The sequence below is a fragment of the Type-D symbiont of Plautia stali genome (assembly GCF_001485335.1).
GTDB classification, from domain to species: domain Bacteria; phylum Pseudomonadota; class Gammaproteobacteria; order Enterobacterales; family Enterobacteriaceae; genus Pantoea; species Pantoea vagans_C.
In genome coordinates this window covers 103,517-124,364 of record NZ_BBOC01000003.1, presented here as the reverse complement: position 1 = coordinate 124,364, position 20,848 = coordinate 103,517, and the positions used below count along the sequence as shown (strand labels likewise).

General features: G+C 56.4%; 5 protein-coding genes. All 5 read right to left on the bottom strand.

The features are described from left to right. Nucleotides 1-12: 12 nt before the first annotated feature. Nucleotides 13-996: a KpsF/GutQ family sugar-phosphate isomerase gene (locus PSSD_RS01945; protein WP_058969115.1), complete on the bottom strand. Its 984-nt coding sequence runs from the start codon at nt 994-996 to the stop codon at nt 13-15. Between the two features lie 731 nt (nt 997-1,727). Further along, on the bottom strand, nt 1,728-2,951 hold the full coding sequence (locus tag PSSD_RS01940) for an HlyD family type I secretion periplasmic adaptor subunit (protein WP_439654582.1): 1,224 nt from the start codon (nt 2,949-2,951) through the stop codon (nt 1,728-1,730). After that, the gene (locus PSSD_RS01935) at nt 2,951-5,137 is read right to left on the bottom strand and encodes a type I secretion system permease/ATPase (RefSeq protein ID WP_058969110.1); all 2,187 of its coding nucleotides are present in this window, start codon (nt 5,135-5,137) and stop codon (nt 2,951-2,953) included. Before PSSD_RS01935 ends, PSSD_RS01940 begins: the two co-directional genes overlap by 1 nt. Next, nucleotides 5,134-6,588, bottom strand: a complete 1,455-nt coding sequence (locus tag PSSD_RS01930; RefSeq protein WP_058969108.1) for a TolC family outer membrane protein — start codon at nt 6,586-6,588, stop codon at nt 5,134-5,136. The genes PSSD_RS01935 and PSSD_RS01930 overlap by 4 nt, the downstream gene beginning before the upstream one ends. Nucleotides 6,589-6,668: 80 nt before the next feature. Further along, nucleotides 6,669-20,831: an Ig-like domain-containing protein gene (locus PSSD_RS27100; RefSeq protein WP_058969107.1), complete on the bottom strand. Its 14,163-nt coding sequence runs from the start codon at nt 20,829-20,831 to the stop codon at nt 6,669-6,671. Nucleotides 20,832-20,848 lie beyond the last annotated feature (17 nt).

The window sequence follows — 20,848 nt, the reverse complement described above, 5'->3', positions numbered from 1 at the left end:
AGTGATATTCGGTTAGTCGAAAATTCGCACTAGCCCGGTAATTTTATTTGTTTTATCAGTCACTAAAAGCGAAGAAACACGATGCTTTTGCATCTTTTCTTCAGCTTCGAAAATCATGGTCTCTTCTGGCAAAGTCAGAGGCTCACGCGTCATCATTTGTTCGGCAGTGGCTGTGCCTAACTCATCCTCTTTTTCCATAAAACGGCGTAAATCGCCATCCGTGATGATGCCTGCCAGATTTCCTGTCGCATCTTCGACCACCACCATGCCCTGACAGCCACTGGTGATACGCTGAATGACAATTTTGAATGGCGCATCCGTTTTCACTGTTGGTACATCGCGTTGCATCACATCCACTACGCGCGTCAAAAGACGGCGTCCCAGCGAACCCCCGGGGTGATAGCGAGCGAAGTCATCAGGCATGAATTTACGTTGGTGAATCATGGCAATCGCCAGCGCATCACCAATCGCCATCGTTAAGGTCGTGGATGTGGTAGGTGCGAGATTGTTCGGGCAGCTTTCACTCGTCATGTTGAGTTCCAGCACCGCATCCGCATTTTTAGCCAGCGTGGAGTCACCTTTATTGGTAATCGCCACAATGCGGTTGCCAAAATTCTTGAGCGAAGGCACCAGCTTGAGAATTTCGTCGGTTTCGCCACTGGCAGAGATCAGGATGAGCAGATCATAAGGCGTGATCATGCCGAGGTCGCCATGGAAGGCTTCAGCAGGATGAATAAAGAAGCTGGGTGTGCCCGTTGAAGCCAGGGTGGCAGACATTTTGCGTCCAACATGGCCCGATTTGCCCATCCCGGACAGGATCACATGACCTTTGCAGTTCATGATCAGGTGCAGAGCATTCTGGTATTGCTGGCTATCCAACTGCTGCGCAAGATTTTGCAGCGCGGCACCTTGTTCCGCTAGCGTTTGACGTACGGATTCAATTAACTCCGGCTCAATAACGCCGCGTTGTTGCTCCTGAATTACCACCTGGGTCATGTCAGTTCCTTTGCATGGGTGTTGTAGCAAATGCTATCGCCACGCTTTTAAATCACTAAAAGCATCACGACGAGTTGTATTAACGTTTCTTTTCTATCTCAATCAGTAACCAGACGGTTTTATCACGCTGCGTGACAAGTCAAAGCGTGAGCAAAAGCGTCCGCTAAAGGGGTAGTGAAGTCTGCTCTTTTTATTATTTGGCACTACGGCGCTCACGGAAAAATCTGGAGTGAGCAAGGGATAGAAATTCGACACTCTATGTAACATACAGTAATAGACGGCACAAGAATTTTAAGCATATTCTTATTGAATCCTTAGTATGCGAGTGGTTAATTTTCAATCTAACATCAGTTAAAAATGACGTTAATTGCTAATTTAAATAAATTAAATCGTACAAATAAGCCAAACCCACAGCACTTCTCTCTTAAATGCTCTAAAATTTTCAAAAGATTTCAAAAAGCTTCCAATAAATGAAACCCTGCCTGCCACGACCTTAGAATACGTGTAGAGATGTTTAAAATTCACCCAAAAAGTTCGAAGAATAAGCTCATCTCATTACGTAACCCATGCCCCCCATAAAACAGTCAATAACGCGCCTTATCTGTAGTTGTGCATCGTCCTTACTTTCTGACTTAAACATAAAAACAACTTATATCTCATAAACTTTAAGCATAAAAAAAGCCGCTGTTTCCATAACAAACTGCGGCTTAATCATGTGCGACTCACAGCGATTACCGTTCGCGCATCGCCTCTTTGGCTTTGTTAAACGGTTTGATCAGATAATCCATAATGGTCTTCTCACCGGTTTTGATATCCACCGTAGAAACCATCCCCGGACTGATCGCGAAGCGTTTACCGGCTTTGTTCTGCACATAGTCGTTATCAGTGCGGATATACACACGGTAGTAGTAGATTTCCGGTTTCACTTCATCCTGAATGGTATCCGGTGAAATGCTCTCCACCACGCCGTTCAATCCGCCGTAAATGGCATAGTCATACGCCGAGATCTTCACCACCGCACGCTGGCCAGGATGGATAAAGGCGATGTCACGCGGTGACAGGCGCGCCTCAATCAGCAGTCGGTCATTCAACGGCACGATATTCATCAATTCACCGTTTGGTGGGATCACCCCGCCTACGGTGGAAACTTTGATGTTTTTCACAATGCCATTCATCGGCGCACGAATCGTTGAGCGCGTCACCGTGTCCTCACGCCCTCTGATGGTCTGCGCCAGGCTGTCGGCTTCGGCACTGGCTTTCGCCAACTCCTCACGCGCCTGCACGTAGTATTGCGAGCGCATATCGGTCAGCTTCAGCTCCAGATCTGACTTGTCACGTTGCAAACGCAGCACTTCGACACTACTGGCTGCACCGGTTTTCGCCAGTCGCTGGGTGATGGCCAGTTCTTTGTTGGCCAAGGCCAACGATTGATTAAACTGCGCCGTGGCATCTGTGAGCTGGGCGCGGCGGGTTTTATACAAGCGGGTTTCTGAGGCGATCAGATCCGGGTACTTATCCAACTCAGCGGGGAAAACGAGTTTCTGATCGTTCACCTCGGCACTGAGTCGCGCAGCGGCCGCCAGTGCTGCACGATAGCGCGCCGCACTTTCACCCACGTTAGATTCAGAACGCGTAGCATCAAGCCGGGCCACCACCTGTCCGGCTTTCACCCGGTCCCCTTCGTGCACATACAGTTCGGTCAGGATGCCGCCTTCAAGGGACTGGATAACCTGATCACGCGAGCTAGGGATAACCTTGCCGGTGCCGGTAGAAACTTCATCCAGCACGCCAAACCATGCCCACACCAGTGCCACCAGCATCAGAACAGTACTGATGGTGATCAAACGCACCGCGCCGGTGTAGTGGGTTTCCGATTTCAGCTCCCCCAACAGATCGTCAGAGGAATCGACTTCCGCCGCCGTCACCAGCCGCAGTTTGCCAGGAAGTTGCTTCATCATGATTGCGCCTCCGGCTGATTGTTACCGCCAGCACGCGGCGCAGGTAACGCATTCTCTTTAGGGCTGTCCATCACCAGCTGTCCGTCTTTCAACACCAGTACTCGATCCACCAGCGCGAGGATCGCCGCACGGTGTGTCGCCACCACCAGAGTGCGTCCATTCAGCCAGGCACCCAGACGCTCAATAAACTCTTTCTCGGTATGATCGTCCAGCGCAGCGGTCGGCTCATCCAACAGGATGATATTGGGGTCGCGCAGCAACATACGCGCCAGCAGCAGTGATTGTCGCTGACCACCCGACAGCCCCACCCCACCTTCCATAATCGGATGATCCAACCCCAGCGGCAGACGACGAATAAAATCGGCCCCGCCACTCACCGTCAGTGCGCCAAAAATAGCGTCATCGGTGGCATGCGCCGCGCCCAAGGTAAGGTTTTCACGCAATGTGCCGTGGAACAGACGCGCGTTTTGCGTCAGCAGGCCCACGTTACGACGCACATCGGCCAAATCGATATGCGGCAGACTGAGGTTATCCAGACGCAACTCACCTGCGACTAAATCCATGCCGCCGACCATGGCTTGCAGCAGCGTCGATTTACCCGACCCATTGCGCCCTAATACCGCAATACGTTCACCCGGTTTGATGGTCAGGCTTTTGATGCGTAACGCAACGGTGAGGGAATCGGTGTAGTAACGGAACATCGCATCGTTGAACTGGTAGTGACCGAACAGCACCGGGCAGTGAATACGCGTCTCGTCTTTGCTGTTTTCCACCGGCAAATTCATCAATGCATCCAGACCGATTTTTGCCGCTTTGACCTGCTGCCAGCGCGCCAGCACGCCGCACAATGTCGCCATCGGCGCAATCATTCGTGAGGAGAGCAGCGACGCCGCCACAATCGCACCCGTCGAGATGTCACCATTAATGACCATCGGCGCACCCACCACGATCACGCTGGCATAAACCAGGCCTTGTACCGTCACGCCCCAGGTGATCAGCGAATGCATCACCTTACGCATCTCCACGCCGGACTGCGCCGTAATGCGGATATAGCTGTTCCACTGCTGCAGGAAGCGGTCTTCTGCCTGCATTAGTTTGATATCTTCCAGCCCCTGCACGCTCTCTACCAGCACCGCATTGCGCAACGTTGACTCTTTCATCGCCTGTTGCGCCAGTTTCGCCAGCTTTTTCTGCGCAAACAGTCCTGGCAGTACCATCATCACCACCGCAACGGGGGCGATCCATGCCAGCTGCGGTGCAATAATCGCCATCACCAGCAGGAACAGCAGGAAGAACGGCATATCGACAATCGCGGAAACGGTGGTGGAGGTCACCATCTCGCGGATCGACTCTAACTCGCGCAGTTGTGAGATGAACGTCCCGGTGGAGCGAGGCACCGCGCTGTTACGCAAGCGCAAAGCATGGCCAAACACCCGATCGGAGACGCGCATATCCGCACGTTTCCCCAGCAGGTCCGTCACGTGATCGCGTCCGACGCGCAGCACATAGGTGAACACCACGGAGATGATCACGCCAATGTAGAGCACATACAGCGTCGGGTAAGATTGCGCCGGAATGACGCGGTCATACACCTGCATCGAGAACACAATGCCGACCAGCGCCATCAGGTTAATCAAAAACGAAGCCAGCATGACGTGGGTGTAAGGCCGCATATCCCGCAGCACCAGCTTCATCAGCCAGTTCGGTTTCACCGTCGCCAGATAGCGATCAACCCGGCTGTCTTTTGCTGCCGTCACCGGGCGCAGCGCCGCCGCAAAGCGGATCTCCGGTAAAAGCGTTTCCAGCGCGACGGGCGCCGGTTGTTCGTCCCCGGCAAAGTGCACGCGCACCTCATCCTCACCATCGAAACTGGTGATGACCCCAACCTGCCCATCGGACAGCTCTACCGCCAGCGGCAAGCGCCAACTGGTGATTTCCCACTTATTATCGTCGTACAGTTGCAGCGACAAGCCCGCCTGACGCGCCAGATGACGCAGTGCTTTATCACGCGTTTGCTTACCCTGCCATTCGGCTGCCGCCATGATCATGCCCGGTGAACAAGGCAAGCGATAATGGGCAGCAATCAAAATGATGGCAGTGGCCCAGCCGTGCAAAGGAACGTTGCCCCCTGTGGCGCTATTGGCATCACCGTTGGGAGCATCAGGAATTTGTAATTGTGTCATGGCTGGATCTCCACATTCTGGATCCGCTGATTATTCAACGCGAAGGCCGAGCGGATATGCCCGGTGCTGTATAAGCAGTCGAGTTGCAACGATCGTAACTGGCTAATGGTTTGCTGCAGGGTGAAGCGCGTCTGAAACACTTCCTGCTCGGCGTTAAGCACGTCCAGCAGCGGACGCGTGCCGAGTTGCAGATACTGGTCCTGATACAGTTGCTGCGTTTTCTCACCCAACGTCTGTTGCCGCCCCATGATTGCCAGGCTCTGCGACAGACTCAGCGCGGCACTTTGTGATTCACTCAGCTGCTGGCGCGCTTTTAAGCGGGCCGAGTTAACGGCTGCATTTGCCGCCTGTAAGGCGTTGGCCGCCGCGTCACGGGCTGCGGTGATCCCCCCACCCTGATAAATCGGCATCTCCACTTTCACGAACGCCTGATACTGGGTGCGATCCAGGGTTTCACTGCCGGAATAGTGGTCATTAAGATAGTGCGTGACCTGCGGTTCCAGTGAGATGGTCGGCAAATTCTGCGCGTTGGCGTTATCCAGCTTGGCTTGCGCCTGGTTGGCCTGCGCCCACGCGGACAACACGGTAGGGTTAAGTTTGTCATCGGCTTTGCCCACCGCGCAGGCGCGCGTCAGGTTGACCGGGAAATCATCATTCACTTTTTTAACCAGCGGCCAGCCAAGATAGGTCGCCAGCGTGGCACGCCAGCGGTCAAGGTTGGCTTGATACTGGATCAGCGTAGTGCGCGCCCCTTCGATACGCGCATCGGTTTGCGTGGCATCAGAGAGTGAGGCAGCGCCTTCATCGTTACGCTGACGCGCCAGATCGCCAATCTTACTCAGCGCATCCAATTGCTGTTGAGCAATCTTGACCAACTGCTGATACCCCTGCACTTCCACCAGCGCAGAGGCGGTGTCATGTGCCACCGTATCAATACTCACCAGCACGTTGGCTTGTTCCATCGCGACACCCGCTTCAGCGGAACGCACTGAACTGCTGACTTTGCCGAAGTCGTACAGCATCTGCGACACCGACAATACAAATGATGGGCTGAAGCCCTTTTCGGTATAGGCGTTGGTGTAGCCGTTGTTCATCCCCCCGCTAATCTGCGGATAGTATTTGGCTTTGGCCACATCCACCTGATTTGCCTGTTCCAGCATTTTGCCGACCGCTTCTGCGATATCGGGATGCCATTGAATGGCACGCTGAACGGCCTGGTTAATGGTGAGGGAGTCCGGGACGTGGGCCAACGCGGGTTCAGCCACTTCGCCGGTTAATGAGGGCAAGTCCTGCTGCTGTTGCGCCAGGCCTGCTGAAGTTATTGTGCCTGCTGCGGTGATCGCGTCACTGGCAGCCATAAGTTGAGAACAATGAAATAAAGCGATGCCAGCACAGAAGACGCTGAGCTTAGAATAACGGCGCGTAGTAGTGCCTGATTGCATCAAATCCATCGATAATCCACCAGTCAAAAAAGAGAAAGGGGCGCATCCCTGCGCCCATACTGCTTCCCTGCTTCCTGTCACCGGTCTTATTAAACCGTGGTGTTTTGGTGCGGTTGTTGCAGCAACTCCTCCAGTGAAACGTTCACGCCTTCCAGCGTAACCAGTTGAGTACTGCTGTACGCCGTACCTGTCCCATCACGGTCAATCGAGAGCACGGTGTTGCCATCTGAAGTATGATCCACTTTCACGAAATCATTAATATTACTTGTGGAATCATTCCAACCAATTAGCAAGTTACTGACATCAATTTTGTCGCCTTGCGCAACATTAAAGTCGGTCCAGGTGTCGTGACCGTTACCGCCAGTGGCATCTGCGGTTGCCAACAGGTGATACACCAGAGTGTCTGCGCCGGCACCGGTGGTGATGGTGTCGTCGTAGGCACTGCCCGTCAGCGTATCAGCGCCCGCCGTTCCTGTAATGGTTGGGTGCAGCTCGATGGTGAAGGTGTTGGTGGTAATGGTGCCGTTGGTTGCCGCCAGGCTGTAGGTAAACACCTCTTTATGCGTGATGGTCTGCGCATCCAGACCCGCAGTCAGGGTGTAGGTATAGCTACCGTTGGCCGCAATACTCAACGTACCGTAGTCGCCCGCTACCAGAGTAGAACCGGTACTGCTCACGGTGGTGGTATCACCATGTTCATTAGTAATACTCAAGGTTCCGGTATGGGTAGTGCTGGAATCGCTGTAGATACTGCCGCTGGCATCGTGCTCTGCCGTGGTTGTCTCAGCAAACAGGCTGTTCACTGTGAGAGACGTTACCGCACCGTTATGTAATGTAACGGTTAAGGTGGCTGAGGTGACGGCACCACTCGCATCCCTTACCGAGTAGGTAAACGTATCGGCTGTTGGCAAGGTATCAATATTCAGACCTGCCTTCAGTGTGTAGGTGTAGTCACCGTGCGAATCAATGGTCAAAGTACCGTAAGTGGTATTGATCACTGTGTTACCCGTGGTGCTGACTGCACTACCCGATACCGTTGTCACCAACGTGCCGGTTGGAACCGTGCCCGCCACAGAACTGGTGTCATTGGTCAGCAGATTGCCAGTAACCGTTGCCGCTACGGTCACCGCCATCGTGGTGTAATCCGACACCGTGCTGATAGTGGTGGTTGGCAACAGACTCACGCTGACGTTAGAACCAATCACCACCGCATAAGTACCTGTGCCCAGGTTGGTATAGGTCACGTTGGCACCGGTTTGCGTACCCAGCGAAATCAGGCCTGTAGACAGATAGCTGCTACGAGTATTGATCAGCAACCAAGTACCATTGGTTTGTTGCTCATACAGGTAGAGTGAGTAAGTAGAGATCAGACTGATACCACTTACAGAACCATTGAGTGTAATGGTACGTGTATCGTCAGTGCCCACGCTGAACACATAGGCGTTACCATTCGACAACACGCTAGCATTCAAAATCGTACCCAACCCAACGTTAGCCAGAGCTGTGTGTGAAACACTGGTGGTTCCGTTGCTTACTGTGGCATTGGTCGTGCTGTAGTCCACTTCGTTGGTGTCGTTGGTTGCAACAATGCGGATAGCCCCGGTCAACGATGCCGAAGGCGACACGTTGCCTGCACGGTCCGTCTGGATAACCGACAGCGAGGCACCGGTGGTTTGCGCCGTGCTTAAGGTCACAGACCAGGTTCCTGCCGCCCCCACAGTCGCGGTACCCAGCGAGTTACCACTGGCATCACGGACGGTAACGGTATCACCCACTTCACCGCTACCCGTGACGGTGGTACCCGCTGCGTTAATCGCCAGATTAGTTACCGCAACCGGAGCGACCGTATCAACGTTCACTGTTGCCGTGGTGTTACCCGTACTGACGTTTCCTGCCGCATCCGTCACGGTGGTGCTCAACGTATGCGCACCGTTGGTCAAGGCTGCGGTGGTGAAGGTCCACGCTCCCCCGGTACCAGCAGTGACCGATCCGAGAATGGTTGCGCCATCCAGGATAGTCACAATCGCGCCTGCCTGTGCCGTACCGCTCAGCGTTGGTGTGGTATCTCGGGTGTACGCACCGTTCGCCAACGTCACTGGCGTGGTGCCAGCATCATCGGTGATGGTGAGCGTACTCGCCGCAGGTGCCACGGTATCCACCGTCAGGATGGTAGATACGTTAGCACTGGTGTTACCCGCCGCATCGGTCTGACGCACATTGAGCGTATGTGTCCCGTCAGTCAGTGTCGAAGTGGTGAAGCTCCAGGTGCCGCCGCTTCCTACTGTGGTGGTACCCAACAGGGTTGTGCCGTCATACACGCTAACACGTGCACCGACTTCCCCAGTACCGGTCAACAGTGGCGTGTTGTCATTGGTCGAACCATTGTTCGGTATGACTACGTTCGCGCTGCCATTGTTGTTGTTGGCAACCAGCGTGACCGCCGCCGGAGCCGTGGTGTCAATGACGACAGAAGCTGAAGTGGTGCCGCTGACGTTACCTGCTGCATCCGTGACGGTGACGCTGATAGGATGCGTTCCCGTACCCAGTGTCACGGTGGTGTAGGTCCAGGTTCCGTTGGCCTGCACAATCGCGGTGCCCAACAGACTACCGTTGTCATAAATGCTGACTCGGCTACCCGCTTCCGCCGCACTGACCGTACCACTTAGCGTCGGTGTGGTGTCATTGGTTGAACCACCGTTCGCCACTACCACACCGGTATTGTCGTTGGTGATCACCAATGTTGAGGCCACTGGCGCAACCGTATCCACCACCACTGTATAGGTGCCAGAGGCCGGGCTGGTGTTGCCCGCCGCATCTTTCACCGTCACGCTCAGTGGATGGCTGCCGTTGGTCAATACCGGTGATGTGAAGCTCCATGCGCCGCTGCCGTTGGCGGTAGTTGAACCCAACACCGTCGTGCCGTCGTATACCGTCACAATCGCATTGGCTTCCGCCGAACCGCTCAACACTGGCGTGTTGTCGTTGGTTGAACCGCCATTAGCGACCGTCACGTTAGGCGTGACGTCATTGTTAGTGACCGTCAAGCCAGTGGCTGCTGCTGGTGTACCGGTATCAATGGTCAACGCGATGGTTGATGCCGTACCCACGTTACCCGCTGCATCCGTCGCCGTGACGCTGTAGTTATGCACGCCATCAGACTGCGAGCCCAGCGTCAGGCTCCAGGTACCGCCAGCAGTGGCCGTGGTCGATCCAATCGCCACACCATTTTCACGGACGATCACCACACTACCCGCTTCTGCCGTACCGCTCAGCGCTGGTGTGTTGTCGTTGGTCGAACCGCCGTTGGCAATGGTTACCGGGGTACTGCCGTTGTTGTTGGCCGCCGCTACCGTCAGCCCGGTTGGCGCGGTGGTGTCAATGATGACACTCGCGCTGGTAGAGCCACTGACGTTGCCGGCGGCATCCGTCACCGTCACGCTCAGCGGATGCGTACCTTGCGCCAGCACCGAACTGTTGGTGCTCCAGCTACCATCTGCCTGCACCACTGCTGAACCCACCAGCACTGCACTGCCACTGATATTGTCGTAAACCCTGACAATATCGCCCGCTTCCGCCGCGCTCACCACACCGCTCAAGCGTGGCGTGGTGTCGTTGGTGGAACCGCCGTTCGCCACCGTCACCGGAGTGGTGCCGTTGTCGTTGGCAATCACCAGCGTTGAGTTAACCGGAGCCACGGTATCGATAATCACCGTTGATGCCACCGGAGAACTCACCGTACCCGCCGCATTGGTGGCCGTGACGCTCAGTGAATGGCTGCCGTTGCTCAGCGTCGGTGACGTAAAGCTCCAGGTGTTGCCCGCCACTGCCGTGGTGGATCCCAGCACCGTACTGCCGTCGTAAATGGTGATGATGTTGCCAGCGGTCGCCGTACCCGTCAGGGTTGGGGTGCTGTCGTTGGTGGTGCCATTGTTAGCGACTGGCGTCAGCGTGCTGTTGGCGTCGTTGTTGACCACCAACGTTGGTGTTGTTGTCGCGGCGGTAGACACGGTCAGGGTGAAGGTTGAAGCCGCACCCACGTTGCCCGCAGCATCCGTCGCCGTCACACTGAGGGTGTGGGTGGCGTCAGTAAGTGTACCCAGTGTTATGCTCCAGGTACCGTTTGCCGCGGTGACAACCGAACCAATCGCCGTGCCGTTTTCACGGATAATCACCAGACTGCCAGCCTCAGCATTACCGCTCAGCGCTGGGGTGTTGTCGTTGGTGGTGCCACCATTGGCAATCGTCACTGGTGTGCTGCCGTTGTTGTTGGCTGCGGCTACCGTCAGACCGGTTGGCGCGGTGGTGTCAATGATGACACTTCCACTGGTCGTGCCGCTGACGTTACCTGCGGCGTCAGTGACCGTGACGCTTAACGGATGGGTACCCGTCGCCAGCACGGAACTGTTGGTGCTCCAGCTACCATCTGCCTGCACCACCGCCGATCCGACCAATACCGCAGTGCCGCTGATGTTGTCGTACACCCGGACAATATCGCCCGCTTCCGCCGCGCTCACCACACCGCTGAGACGTGGCGTGGTGTCGTTGGTGGAACCGCCGTTCGCTACCGTCACCGGCGTGGTGCCGTTGTCGTTAGCAATCACCAGCGTTGAGCTAACCGGGGCCACGGTATCAATCAACACGTTTGAACTGACCGCAGAGCTTACTGTCCCCGCCGCGTTGGTGGCTGTCACGCTCAGTGAATGACTACCATTGCTCAGCGTCGGTGACGTAAAGCTCCAGGTGTTGCCCGCCACTGCGGTGGTGGAACCCAGCACCGTGGTGCCATCGTAAATGGTGATGACGTTGCCAGCGGTCGCCGTACCCGTCAGGGTTGGGGTGCTGTCGTTGGTCGAACCATTATTGGCGACTGGCGTCAGCGTATTGTTGGCGTCGTTGTTGACTACCAGCGTTGGCGCAGCCACTGTCGCGGTGGATACGGTGAAGGTAATGGTATTGGTCGCCGTGCCCACGTTGCCTGCGGCATCCGTTGCCGTGACAGTCAGGGTATGGGTGCCATCCTGCAACGCACTGGTGGTAATACTCCAGGTGCCGTTGGCGCCTGCCACCACCGATCCCAATGCCACCCCACCCTCACTGACGACAACCACACTGCCCGCTTCTGCCGTACCGCTCAGTGCTGGCGTGGTGTCGTTGGTGCTGCCATTGTTGGCGATGGTCACCGCCGTGGTGCCGTTGTTGTTGACGGTATTGGTCAACTGAACAGCAGGGGCTGTGGTATCGATAATCACGCTGGCAGTAGTGGAACCGCTGACGTTACCGGCAGCATCCGTGACCGTGACGCTCAGCGGATGGGTGCCTTGCGCCAGCACCGAACTGTTGGTGCTCCAGCTACCATCTGCCTGCACCACCGCCGATCCGACCAATACCGCAGTGCCGCTGATGTTGTCGTACACACGAACAATATCGCCCGCTTCCGCCGCGCTCACCACACCGCTCAGGCGTGGTGTGGTGTCGTTGGTAGAACCGCCATTGGTCACCGTCACTGGGTTAGTGCCGTTATCGTTGGCAATCACCAGCGTCGAAGCGACAGGCGCCACAGTGTCGATGGTGACCGTGGTGTTGCCCACCTGTGCCGTCGCGTTGCCTAGCGTATCAGTGGCTTTGATGGTGAAGGTATGGCTACCGTTACTCAGGGTTGGAGAGGTAAAGCTCCATGTGTTCCCCGCCACTGCCGTGGTGGAACCCAGCACCGTGGTGCCATCGTAGATGGTGATAATGTTGCCAGCCGTCGCCGTACCCGACAGGGTAGGCGTGTTGTCGTTAGTGGCACCGTTGTTGGCGACAACAGCCGAGGTGACATCGTTGGTCACCACCAGCGTTGGTGTGGTCGGTGCCGCCGTGTTGACGGTGAAGGCCACTGTTGCTGCTGTACCCGTGTTACCCGCCGCATCGGTCGCGGTGATGGTCAGGGTATGCAGGCCGTCACCCAAGGAGCCCGTGACGAAGCTCCAGGTACCATTTGCTGCGGTGGTGACGGAACCCAGTACCGTTGCGCCTTCACTGATGGTCACCACACTGCCCGGCTCCGCGGAACCGCTCAGGGCTGGGGTGCTGTCGTTGGTGGTTCCGCCGTTAGCGATCGCCACTGGCGTTGTGCCGTTGTTGTTGCTGGCACTCGCCGTCAGGCCAGTTGGCGCGGTGGTATCAATGACAACCGTTGCTGTGCTGGAAGCCACGCTGGTGTTACCGGCCGCATCGGTTGCTCTGACGGTGAAGTTATAGGTGCCTTCCGCCAGCAACGCAGAGGTGTAACTCCAGTTTCCGCCCGTTGCAACCGTTGAACCCACCTCAACGTTGTTTTGGTAGATACGAATCAACGCGCCCGCTTCTGCCGTACCACTTAGAACAGGAGTGGTGTCGTTAGTGCTGCCACCATTTGGCACAGTCAGATCAGGGTTAGCATCGTCATTGGTTACTACCAGGGTGGCTGCCGCTGGCGCGATAGTATCGATGGTGATAGGTATCGCAGTGGAATTCGCACTGACATTCCCCGCGAGATCTGTGACCGTGACGCTAAAGGAGTGAGCACCACTGGTGAGGGTTGGAGTGGTGAACGTCCACGCCCCTCCTGTACCTGCGATGGCCGTCCCAAGTAACGTCGTGCCGTCATAAACGGACACGACATCACCCGCTGCTTCGGCTGTACCGGTCAATACAGGGGTATTGTCGTTGGTTGAGCCGGAAGTAACCGGGACGTTAGTGCCGGTACTGTTGTTGTTAACGACCAGATCGGTCACAGCAACAGGCGGTGTCGCATCTACAGTGAAGGTAATAGTATTAGACGTGTCTAAAACCGTTCCAGTCAGCGTTTGTACTTCAACGTTAACGGTGTGCGTGGCTTCAGTCAGTGTTGGCTGGTAGTTCCAGCTCCCATCTAAGTTAGTAACAGTGATGCGGCCTATTTCAGTTCCACCATCATAAATGACGATGACATCACCCACTGCAGCTGAACCGCTCAGGATAGGTGTTTCGTCCTTGGTGTAACTGTTATTGGTCACCTCTACTAAGGTTGCACCGCTGTCATCAGTAATTTGCAGCAGCTCATCCGTGGTTGGCAGCGCACCGGTGACCTCCAGACTGATCGGTCCGGTCACCGCACTGACATTACCAGCTGCATCAGTGGCGGTCACAGTGATGCTGTGTGTGGTATTTGACAAGGCGTTCGGTGTGGTGAAGCTCCAGGTGCCTGCAGCTGTAACGGTGACCGTGCCCAGCAAGGTACTGCCGTCATAGACTGAAATAATACTTGCCGAATCCACCGTACCGCTGACAACAGGCGTGTTATCTGTTGTCAGGCCGAGCACAATAGGGACCTGAATCCCAGTGGAATCATCGTAGAGTGCAACACCGGACAGGACTGGCGCAGTAGTATCAACATTAATGACAGTGTTGGTTGGACTGGTGGTGACGTTGCCCGCCGCATCCGTGGCGGTAACGGTAAACGTATGCTGCCCCTGAGACAGCGTATCGGTAACGAAGCGCCACTGGCCATTGTCTGCCACAATCGCGGTGCCCAATGTTACGGTGCCGTTCGTGGTGGTATCCGTGATAGTAATGATCGCCCCAGTCTCACCCGTGCCACGCAGTACTGGCGTATCGTCGTTGGTCAGGCTACCGCTGGCAATCGTCACCGGCGTTGCGCCGTTGTTGTTGCTGACGGTATATGCGCCCAACGTTGGTGCATCGGTATCAATGGTGAAGCTGACGTTAGATCCGACACTGACGTTGCCCGCCGCATCCGTTGCCGTGATGCTCAACGAATAAGTCGTGCCATCTGTCAGTGCGGTGGTTGGTGTGAAGGTCCATACCCCCGTATCTGGATCGGCCTGAGCCGTACCAAATACCAGCCCTGTAACCGTATTGGTGAGCGTGACCGTACTGCCCGGCTCCGCCGTACCACTGATGGTTGGCGTGGTGTCATTGGTGGAACCACCGTTTGCCACCGTGACTGGGGTTGTGGGTACGACATCGCTTTCAATCGTCACATCGGCAACCGGTTCAGGTGCCGTAGTGTCGATGGTGATACCCACGGTGGTGCTGGCGCTGTTACCAATCTCATCCGTTACGGTGACAGTTAACGTATGTTCAACTGGAGAGAGCGCAGGCAGTTGAATGCTCCAGCTACCATCCTCCAACACCACAGCGGAACCCAACAACTGCTGGTTGGTATCGTAAACGCTGACGATATTACCTTCTTCAGCGCCAGAACCTGACAACAGCGGGGTTGTGTCGTTGGTGGATCCACCATCCGCCACGGTGGTATTTGGCGTGACATTGTTATTAGTAATCAACACCGTTGCCGCTTCAGGTGCCACAGTATCGACAGTAAACACCACTGGCGTTGTCGGTTCACTGAGGTTACCTGCCGCATCCACCACTCTTGCCGTAATGCTGTGTGGATCATCGGATAGAGCAGTGGTCGGAATAAAGCTCCACGCGCCATCGCTACCCACGGTAGTGGTGCCGATTAACTCGTCGTTGTCATAAATATTGACAATGGTGCCCGCCGTCGCGTTACCCGAAATCACTGGCGTGCTGTCACTGGTGAAAGTGACCCCTCCAGTGGTGAGTGGTGTGGTGCCGTTGTCATTAGTAAAGATGACATCGGTCGCATCCGCAGGCGGAGTGGCATCGATTTCAACCACAGTGGTCACAGCTGGACTGACGTTACCCGCGGCATCCGTCACCACCACACTGAAGGTATAGGTTCCATCCAGCAACGCTGAAGGCGTGTAAGTCCAGGTGCCATCGCCATTCAGCGTGGCAGCTTCCGGGGTACCGCCATTGATAGAAACGCTGACGGTATTACCTTCTTCTACTGAACCTGTCAGAACTGGCGTGTTGTCATTGGTCAGGCCGCCGTTCGGGATAACCACTGGCGTGGTGCTGTCCAGATCGTTGGTGACAGTGACCTCGGTTGCAGCAGGAGGCGCCTGAGTGTCGATCTCAACCGTGATGGTCGGATTATTGAGACTCACGTTACCCGCAGGATCGGTCACCGTGACACTAAAGGTGTGTGATCCATCGCCCAGCGTTGGGGAACTAAAGCTCCAGGCACCATCGGTAACCGTTGCTGTGCCCAATACGGTGCCGTTTTCCGAGATGGTCACCACTGAACCATCCGGTGCGTCGGTTGCATCACCGGTTAACAACGGCGTGGTGTCGTTGGTCGGCGTGCCTGCTGCAATCGCTTCTGGTGCGCCTGTGCCATTGTTGTCATTACTGAACTGCAAGTTGCTTGCCGCTGCCGGTGGCGTCACATCCACAGTAAAGTCGACCACGTTGGACGCAAGGCTGACGTTGCCCGCCGCATCGGTGACGGTCACGCTGATGCTGTAATCGCCCGCTGACAAGGTATCGGTGGTGAAGCTCCAGTTCCCATCCGCACCCACGGTGGCGGTGCCGAGCACTTCCGTCACGCCTCCAGAAACAGCCGTAATGGTGATGATGCCACCAATCACATTGGAGGTCCCGTTCAACTCTGGCGTGGTGTCATTGGTTGAACCGTTTTCCGGAATCGTAACTAACGTGCTGCCATTGTTGTTACTCACTGTGAGATCAACCACCGCATCCGGGGCAACCGTAGAGATGGTGATGTTCACCACATCAGATGCTGGTCCGGTGTTACCGGCCGCATCTGTGACCTGCACACTCAATGCATGGGAAGTGCCTGATGCAAAGTCAGCGGTGTAACTCCATGCTCCGGTGTCAGGATCGGTTTGAACCGTGGTAAGTGGCGTCGTACCGTCATAAATCGTGACGGTACTGCCTGGCTCCGCCGTACCACTCAACACTGGCGTGGTGTCATTGGTGACACCATTATTGCCAATCACGATATCGTTGTTGCCATTATCGTTGGTGACCACCAGGTTGGAAGCCGCCGGCGGAGTCAGATCAACGTTCACTGTCACCGTGTTACCGGCACCACTCACGTTACCTGCTGCATCGGTAGCTGTTGCGCTGAGCGTATGAGCCCCTTCGGTCAACGGCATATCGGCGAAGTTATAGCTCCAGTCCCCCGTGGTGGCATCTGCCACAACCGAAGCGATAGCCGTGTCACCATCATAGATCGTGACCAAGCCGCCTGGTTCAGCATTACCACTCAACAATGGCGTGGTGTCATTGGTTGGGCCAGTCAGCGCCACGCCGGCATCGTTGGCAATCACCAGCTCAGTGACATCTGCAGGCGGTGTCACATCAATGCTGACAGTGAAGCTGTCACCGGTGCCAGGGCTCTGATTTCCTGCGGCATCAGTGACCACTGTGGTCAGCGTGTGCGGCGCGGTATCGCTCAATGTCGGTACGTTGAAGCTCCAGTTGCCGTTCGAGCCTACAATCGCCGTACCCAGCGGCTGCCCACCATCATAGATGGTGACATAGCTGCCGCCCGTTGCCGTACCAGTCAATACTGGTGTGGCATCATTGGTCACCCCACCATTGGCAATAGCCGCCGCCGAGCTGCCCTCATTATTGATGAGCTGCAAGTTGGTGGCATCCACTGGTGGCGTAGCCAGCACGGTAATGGTGACCGGTGAAGAGACAGGCCCGATATTGCCTGCCGCATCGGTCACGGTGGTGGTCAGATTATAAGTGCCATCTGCCAGTTGTGGTGAAGTGAAGGTCCAGGTGCCGTCATCACCCACCACCGCGGTGCCCAGCTCACCGTCCGCATCCAAAATGGTCACGGTGCTGCCCGCTTCAGCCGTACCCGTCAACACTGGCGTATTGTCGTTGGTGATGCCGTTGGTGATGGCAACAGGTGTACCGCTACTGTCGTTGCTGATCACCAGCCCTGTTGCGGCGGCTGGCGGTGTCGTATCCACCGTGAACACAATTGGCGTAGACGGATCGCTGCTGTTACCTGCTGCATCCGTGACGGTGGCTGTCAGGCTGTGGCTGCTTTCACTCAGGGTTGGCGTGGTGTAACTCCATTCGCCACTGTCGTCTACAACAAAGCTGCCCAACACGGTTGTGCCGTCTCGTACCGTGACGACACTGCCCACTTCAGCTGTACCGCTGAGCACTGGTGTGCTGTCATTGGTGAAGCCACCGGTAATCGCCGTGCCACCATCCGTGGCCAACGACACCTCGCCTGCTTGCGCTGGCGGTGTGAGATCAACTGTGAAGGTGAAGGCATCAGATGGATCGCTTACGTTACCCGCAGGATCGGTAACGGTGGTGGTCAGGCTATGATCGCCAGCCGCGAGAGCAGGAGAAGTGAAGCTCCAGTTGCCATCGGCATCCGCTGTCACTGACCCCAGCACCGTCGCTGTGCCATTGACGGTATCTGTGATGGTCACCACACTGCCCGCCTCTGCGATACCGCTGAACACTGGCGTGCTGTCATTGGTTGAGCCGCCCAACGCCACATCAACAGGGGTGCTCCCCTGATTGTTGCTCAGCTGCAGTTCAGAAGCTTCGCCTGGTGCAGTCAAATCCACTGTGAAGTTGATTGGGCTGGACGCAGTGCTGCTGTTGCCTGCCGGGTCGGTCACTGTCGCTGCCAGGCTATGTTCACCCGCAGGTAATGCGTCGGTCGGTGTAAATGTCCAGCGACCGTCACCATCAACAGTGGCTGTGCCGAGCGTGGTAACGACTCCGTTAACGGTATCGGTGACGGTCACAGTGCTGCCCGCTTCGGCCGTACCGGTTAAGGTCGGTGTAGTGTCATTGGTGGCACCGCCTGTCGCGATCGGGTTACTCGCGTTATTCGCCAGTTGCAATTCGGTCGCGGCTGCTGGTGCTACGGTATCCACCGTGAAGCCGATAGCTGCAGACGGATCGCTGACGTTGCCCGCCGGATCGGTCACCGTCGCACTCAGACTATGGTCACCCTGGCTCAGCGCGGTGGTGGTGTAACTCCACTCTCCGCTGGCATCCACCACTACCGTACCCAGCACATTGTCGCCGTCATAAACGGTGATAACGCTGCCTTCAGGCGCAGTACCGCTCAGCACCGGCGTCGTGTCGTTGGTTGCGCCACCGTCCAGAATCTGAACCAGCGCAGAGCCATTATTGTTGTTGAGTACGACATCGCCCGCAGCATCCGGTGGTGTCAAATCAACGGTGAAGTTGACCGGATCGGACACGTCCCCGGTATTGCCCGCAGGATCGGTGACCGTGGTGGTTAAGCTGTGAGCACCAGCCTCCAGTGGCTCTGGTGGCGTAAATGTCCAGCTACCATCTGCGCCCACGGTTGCTGAACCAATAATCGTCTCGACCCCGTCAACGGTATCGGTGATGGTGACAAGACTCCCCTGCTCAGCTGTACCGCTTAATACCGGCGTAGTGTCATTGGTGATGCCATTGGTGATCGGCACCGCTGTTCCACTGCTGTCATTGCTCAGTACCAGTTCGCCAGCGGCGGCTGGAGGAGTGAGATCGATGTTAACAATAACCGGAGTCGTCGGCGCGCTGGTGTTGCCCGCAGGATCGACCACGGTAGCAGTGATGCTGTGCTGACCTTCGCCCAGCCCCGTGGTTGGGGTAAAGGTCCAGGTGCCGCCGTCACCCACGGTAGCGGTGCCCAGCAACTCAGTACCGTTATAAATGTTTACGGTGCTGCCCGCCGTCGCGCTGCCACTGATCACAGGTGTGGCGTCATTGGTCGCACCGCCGGAGTTGATGGCCGTGCCGGCATCATTGCTGACAGTGACGCCTGTGGCAACGGCAGGTGGCGTGACATCAACAACAATGGTGACGGAGGTCGCGGTGGTGCTGCTGTTACCTGCTGCATCGGTCACTGTGGCATTCAGAGTATGGTCGCCCTCACTCAGCGCCGGTGTGGTGTAACTCCAGTTGCCATCAGAACCTACGCTGACAGAGCCTAAAACGGTTGTGCCGTCGGAAACGGTCACGGTACTGCCCGGTTCAGCCGAACCGCTCAGCACGGGCGTCGTGTCGTTGGTGGTGCCGTTGGTAATAGGTACTGGCGTTCCACTTTGATCGTTGCTGATGATCACAGTACTTGGTGCTGCCGGTGCGGTGGTATCCACTGTCACCACGATTGGCGCAGAAGGATTGCTGACGTTGCCTGCTGGGTCCGTGACCGTGGCAGTCAGGCTGTGGTCGCCTGCATCCAGGGTTGGCGTGAAGCTCCAGGTGCCATCTGTGCCCACCGTAGCTGTGCCCAATGGTGTGCCGTTATCAGAAACGATAACGGTGCTGCCTGGCTCACCTGTACCGGTCAACACTGGCGTGGTGTCATTGGTCGCGCCGTTGGTAATTGGAACCGGCGTGCCGCTCTCGTTGTTACTCAACTGCACATTGCCTGGAGCCGCTGGTGGCTGAGTATCCACGGTCACCGCAATCGGGTCAGACGCTGGGCTGGTGTTGCCAGCCGGGTCGGTCACGGTGGTGGTGATATTGTGATCGCCATCAGTGAGCGGCGGTGTGGTGAAGTTCCAGTTACCATCCTGATCCGCTGTTGTGGTGCCCAGTACCGTCGTGCCATCCGAGACGGTAACGGTGCTGCCCGGTTCTGCGCTGCCGCTCAGTGTTGGGCTGGTATCATTGGTTGAGCCACCCGCAGGGATGGTCTGGCCATCATCATTTGTCAGTCCAATCCCCCCAGCAGGTGCCGGTGCAACGGTATCAATAGTGATGGTGATGACCGGTGAAAGCACTGCATCACCACCTGCATCATTAAAGCTAGACTGGAAGGCATGCGCACCATCCGGCAGTGCAGTCGGTGTGAAACTCCACTGCCCAGTGCCGTCCGCAATCACAGTGCCCAATACGGTACTACCGTCATAAAGCGTCACGATGGCATCAGGTATCGCCAGGCCACTCAGTACTGGCGTGGTATCTTGCGTGCTGTCACCACTGGCCAGTGCAACCAAGGTACTGCCACTGTCATCCGTCACCTCCAGAGTCAGGGTGGCGGCTGGCAAGTCGGCTTCGACATTGACCACAAACGGTGAAGTGGCAGGACCAAGATTGCCCGCCGTATCGGTAGCGGTGACCGTTAGGCTGTGATTGCCATTGGTGAGTGCCGCCGTGCTGAAGCTCCATGCACCGTCGGCATTGGCAACCGCCGTTCCCAACAATACGGTGCCGTCATAAACGCGGATCACCGCATTGGCTTCAGACTGACCGCTGAGATCCAGGGTGTTGTCATCAGTGGTCGCGCCAGAGGTCAGAGCGCCAGATGCTGCGCCGACTTCAACGCTGGACGCCGCGGGTGCCACGGTATCCACGCTGAAAGCGATGACATCAGATGGCGGGCTCACGTTACCGGCTGCATCGG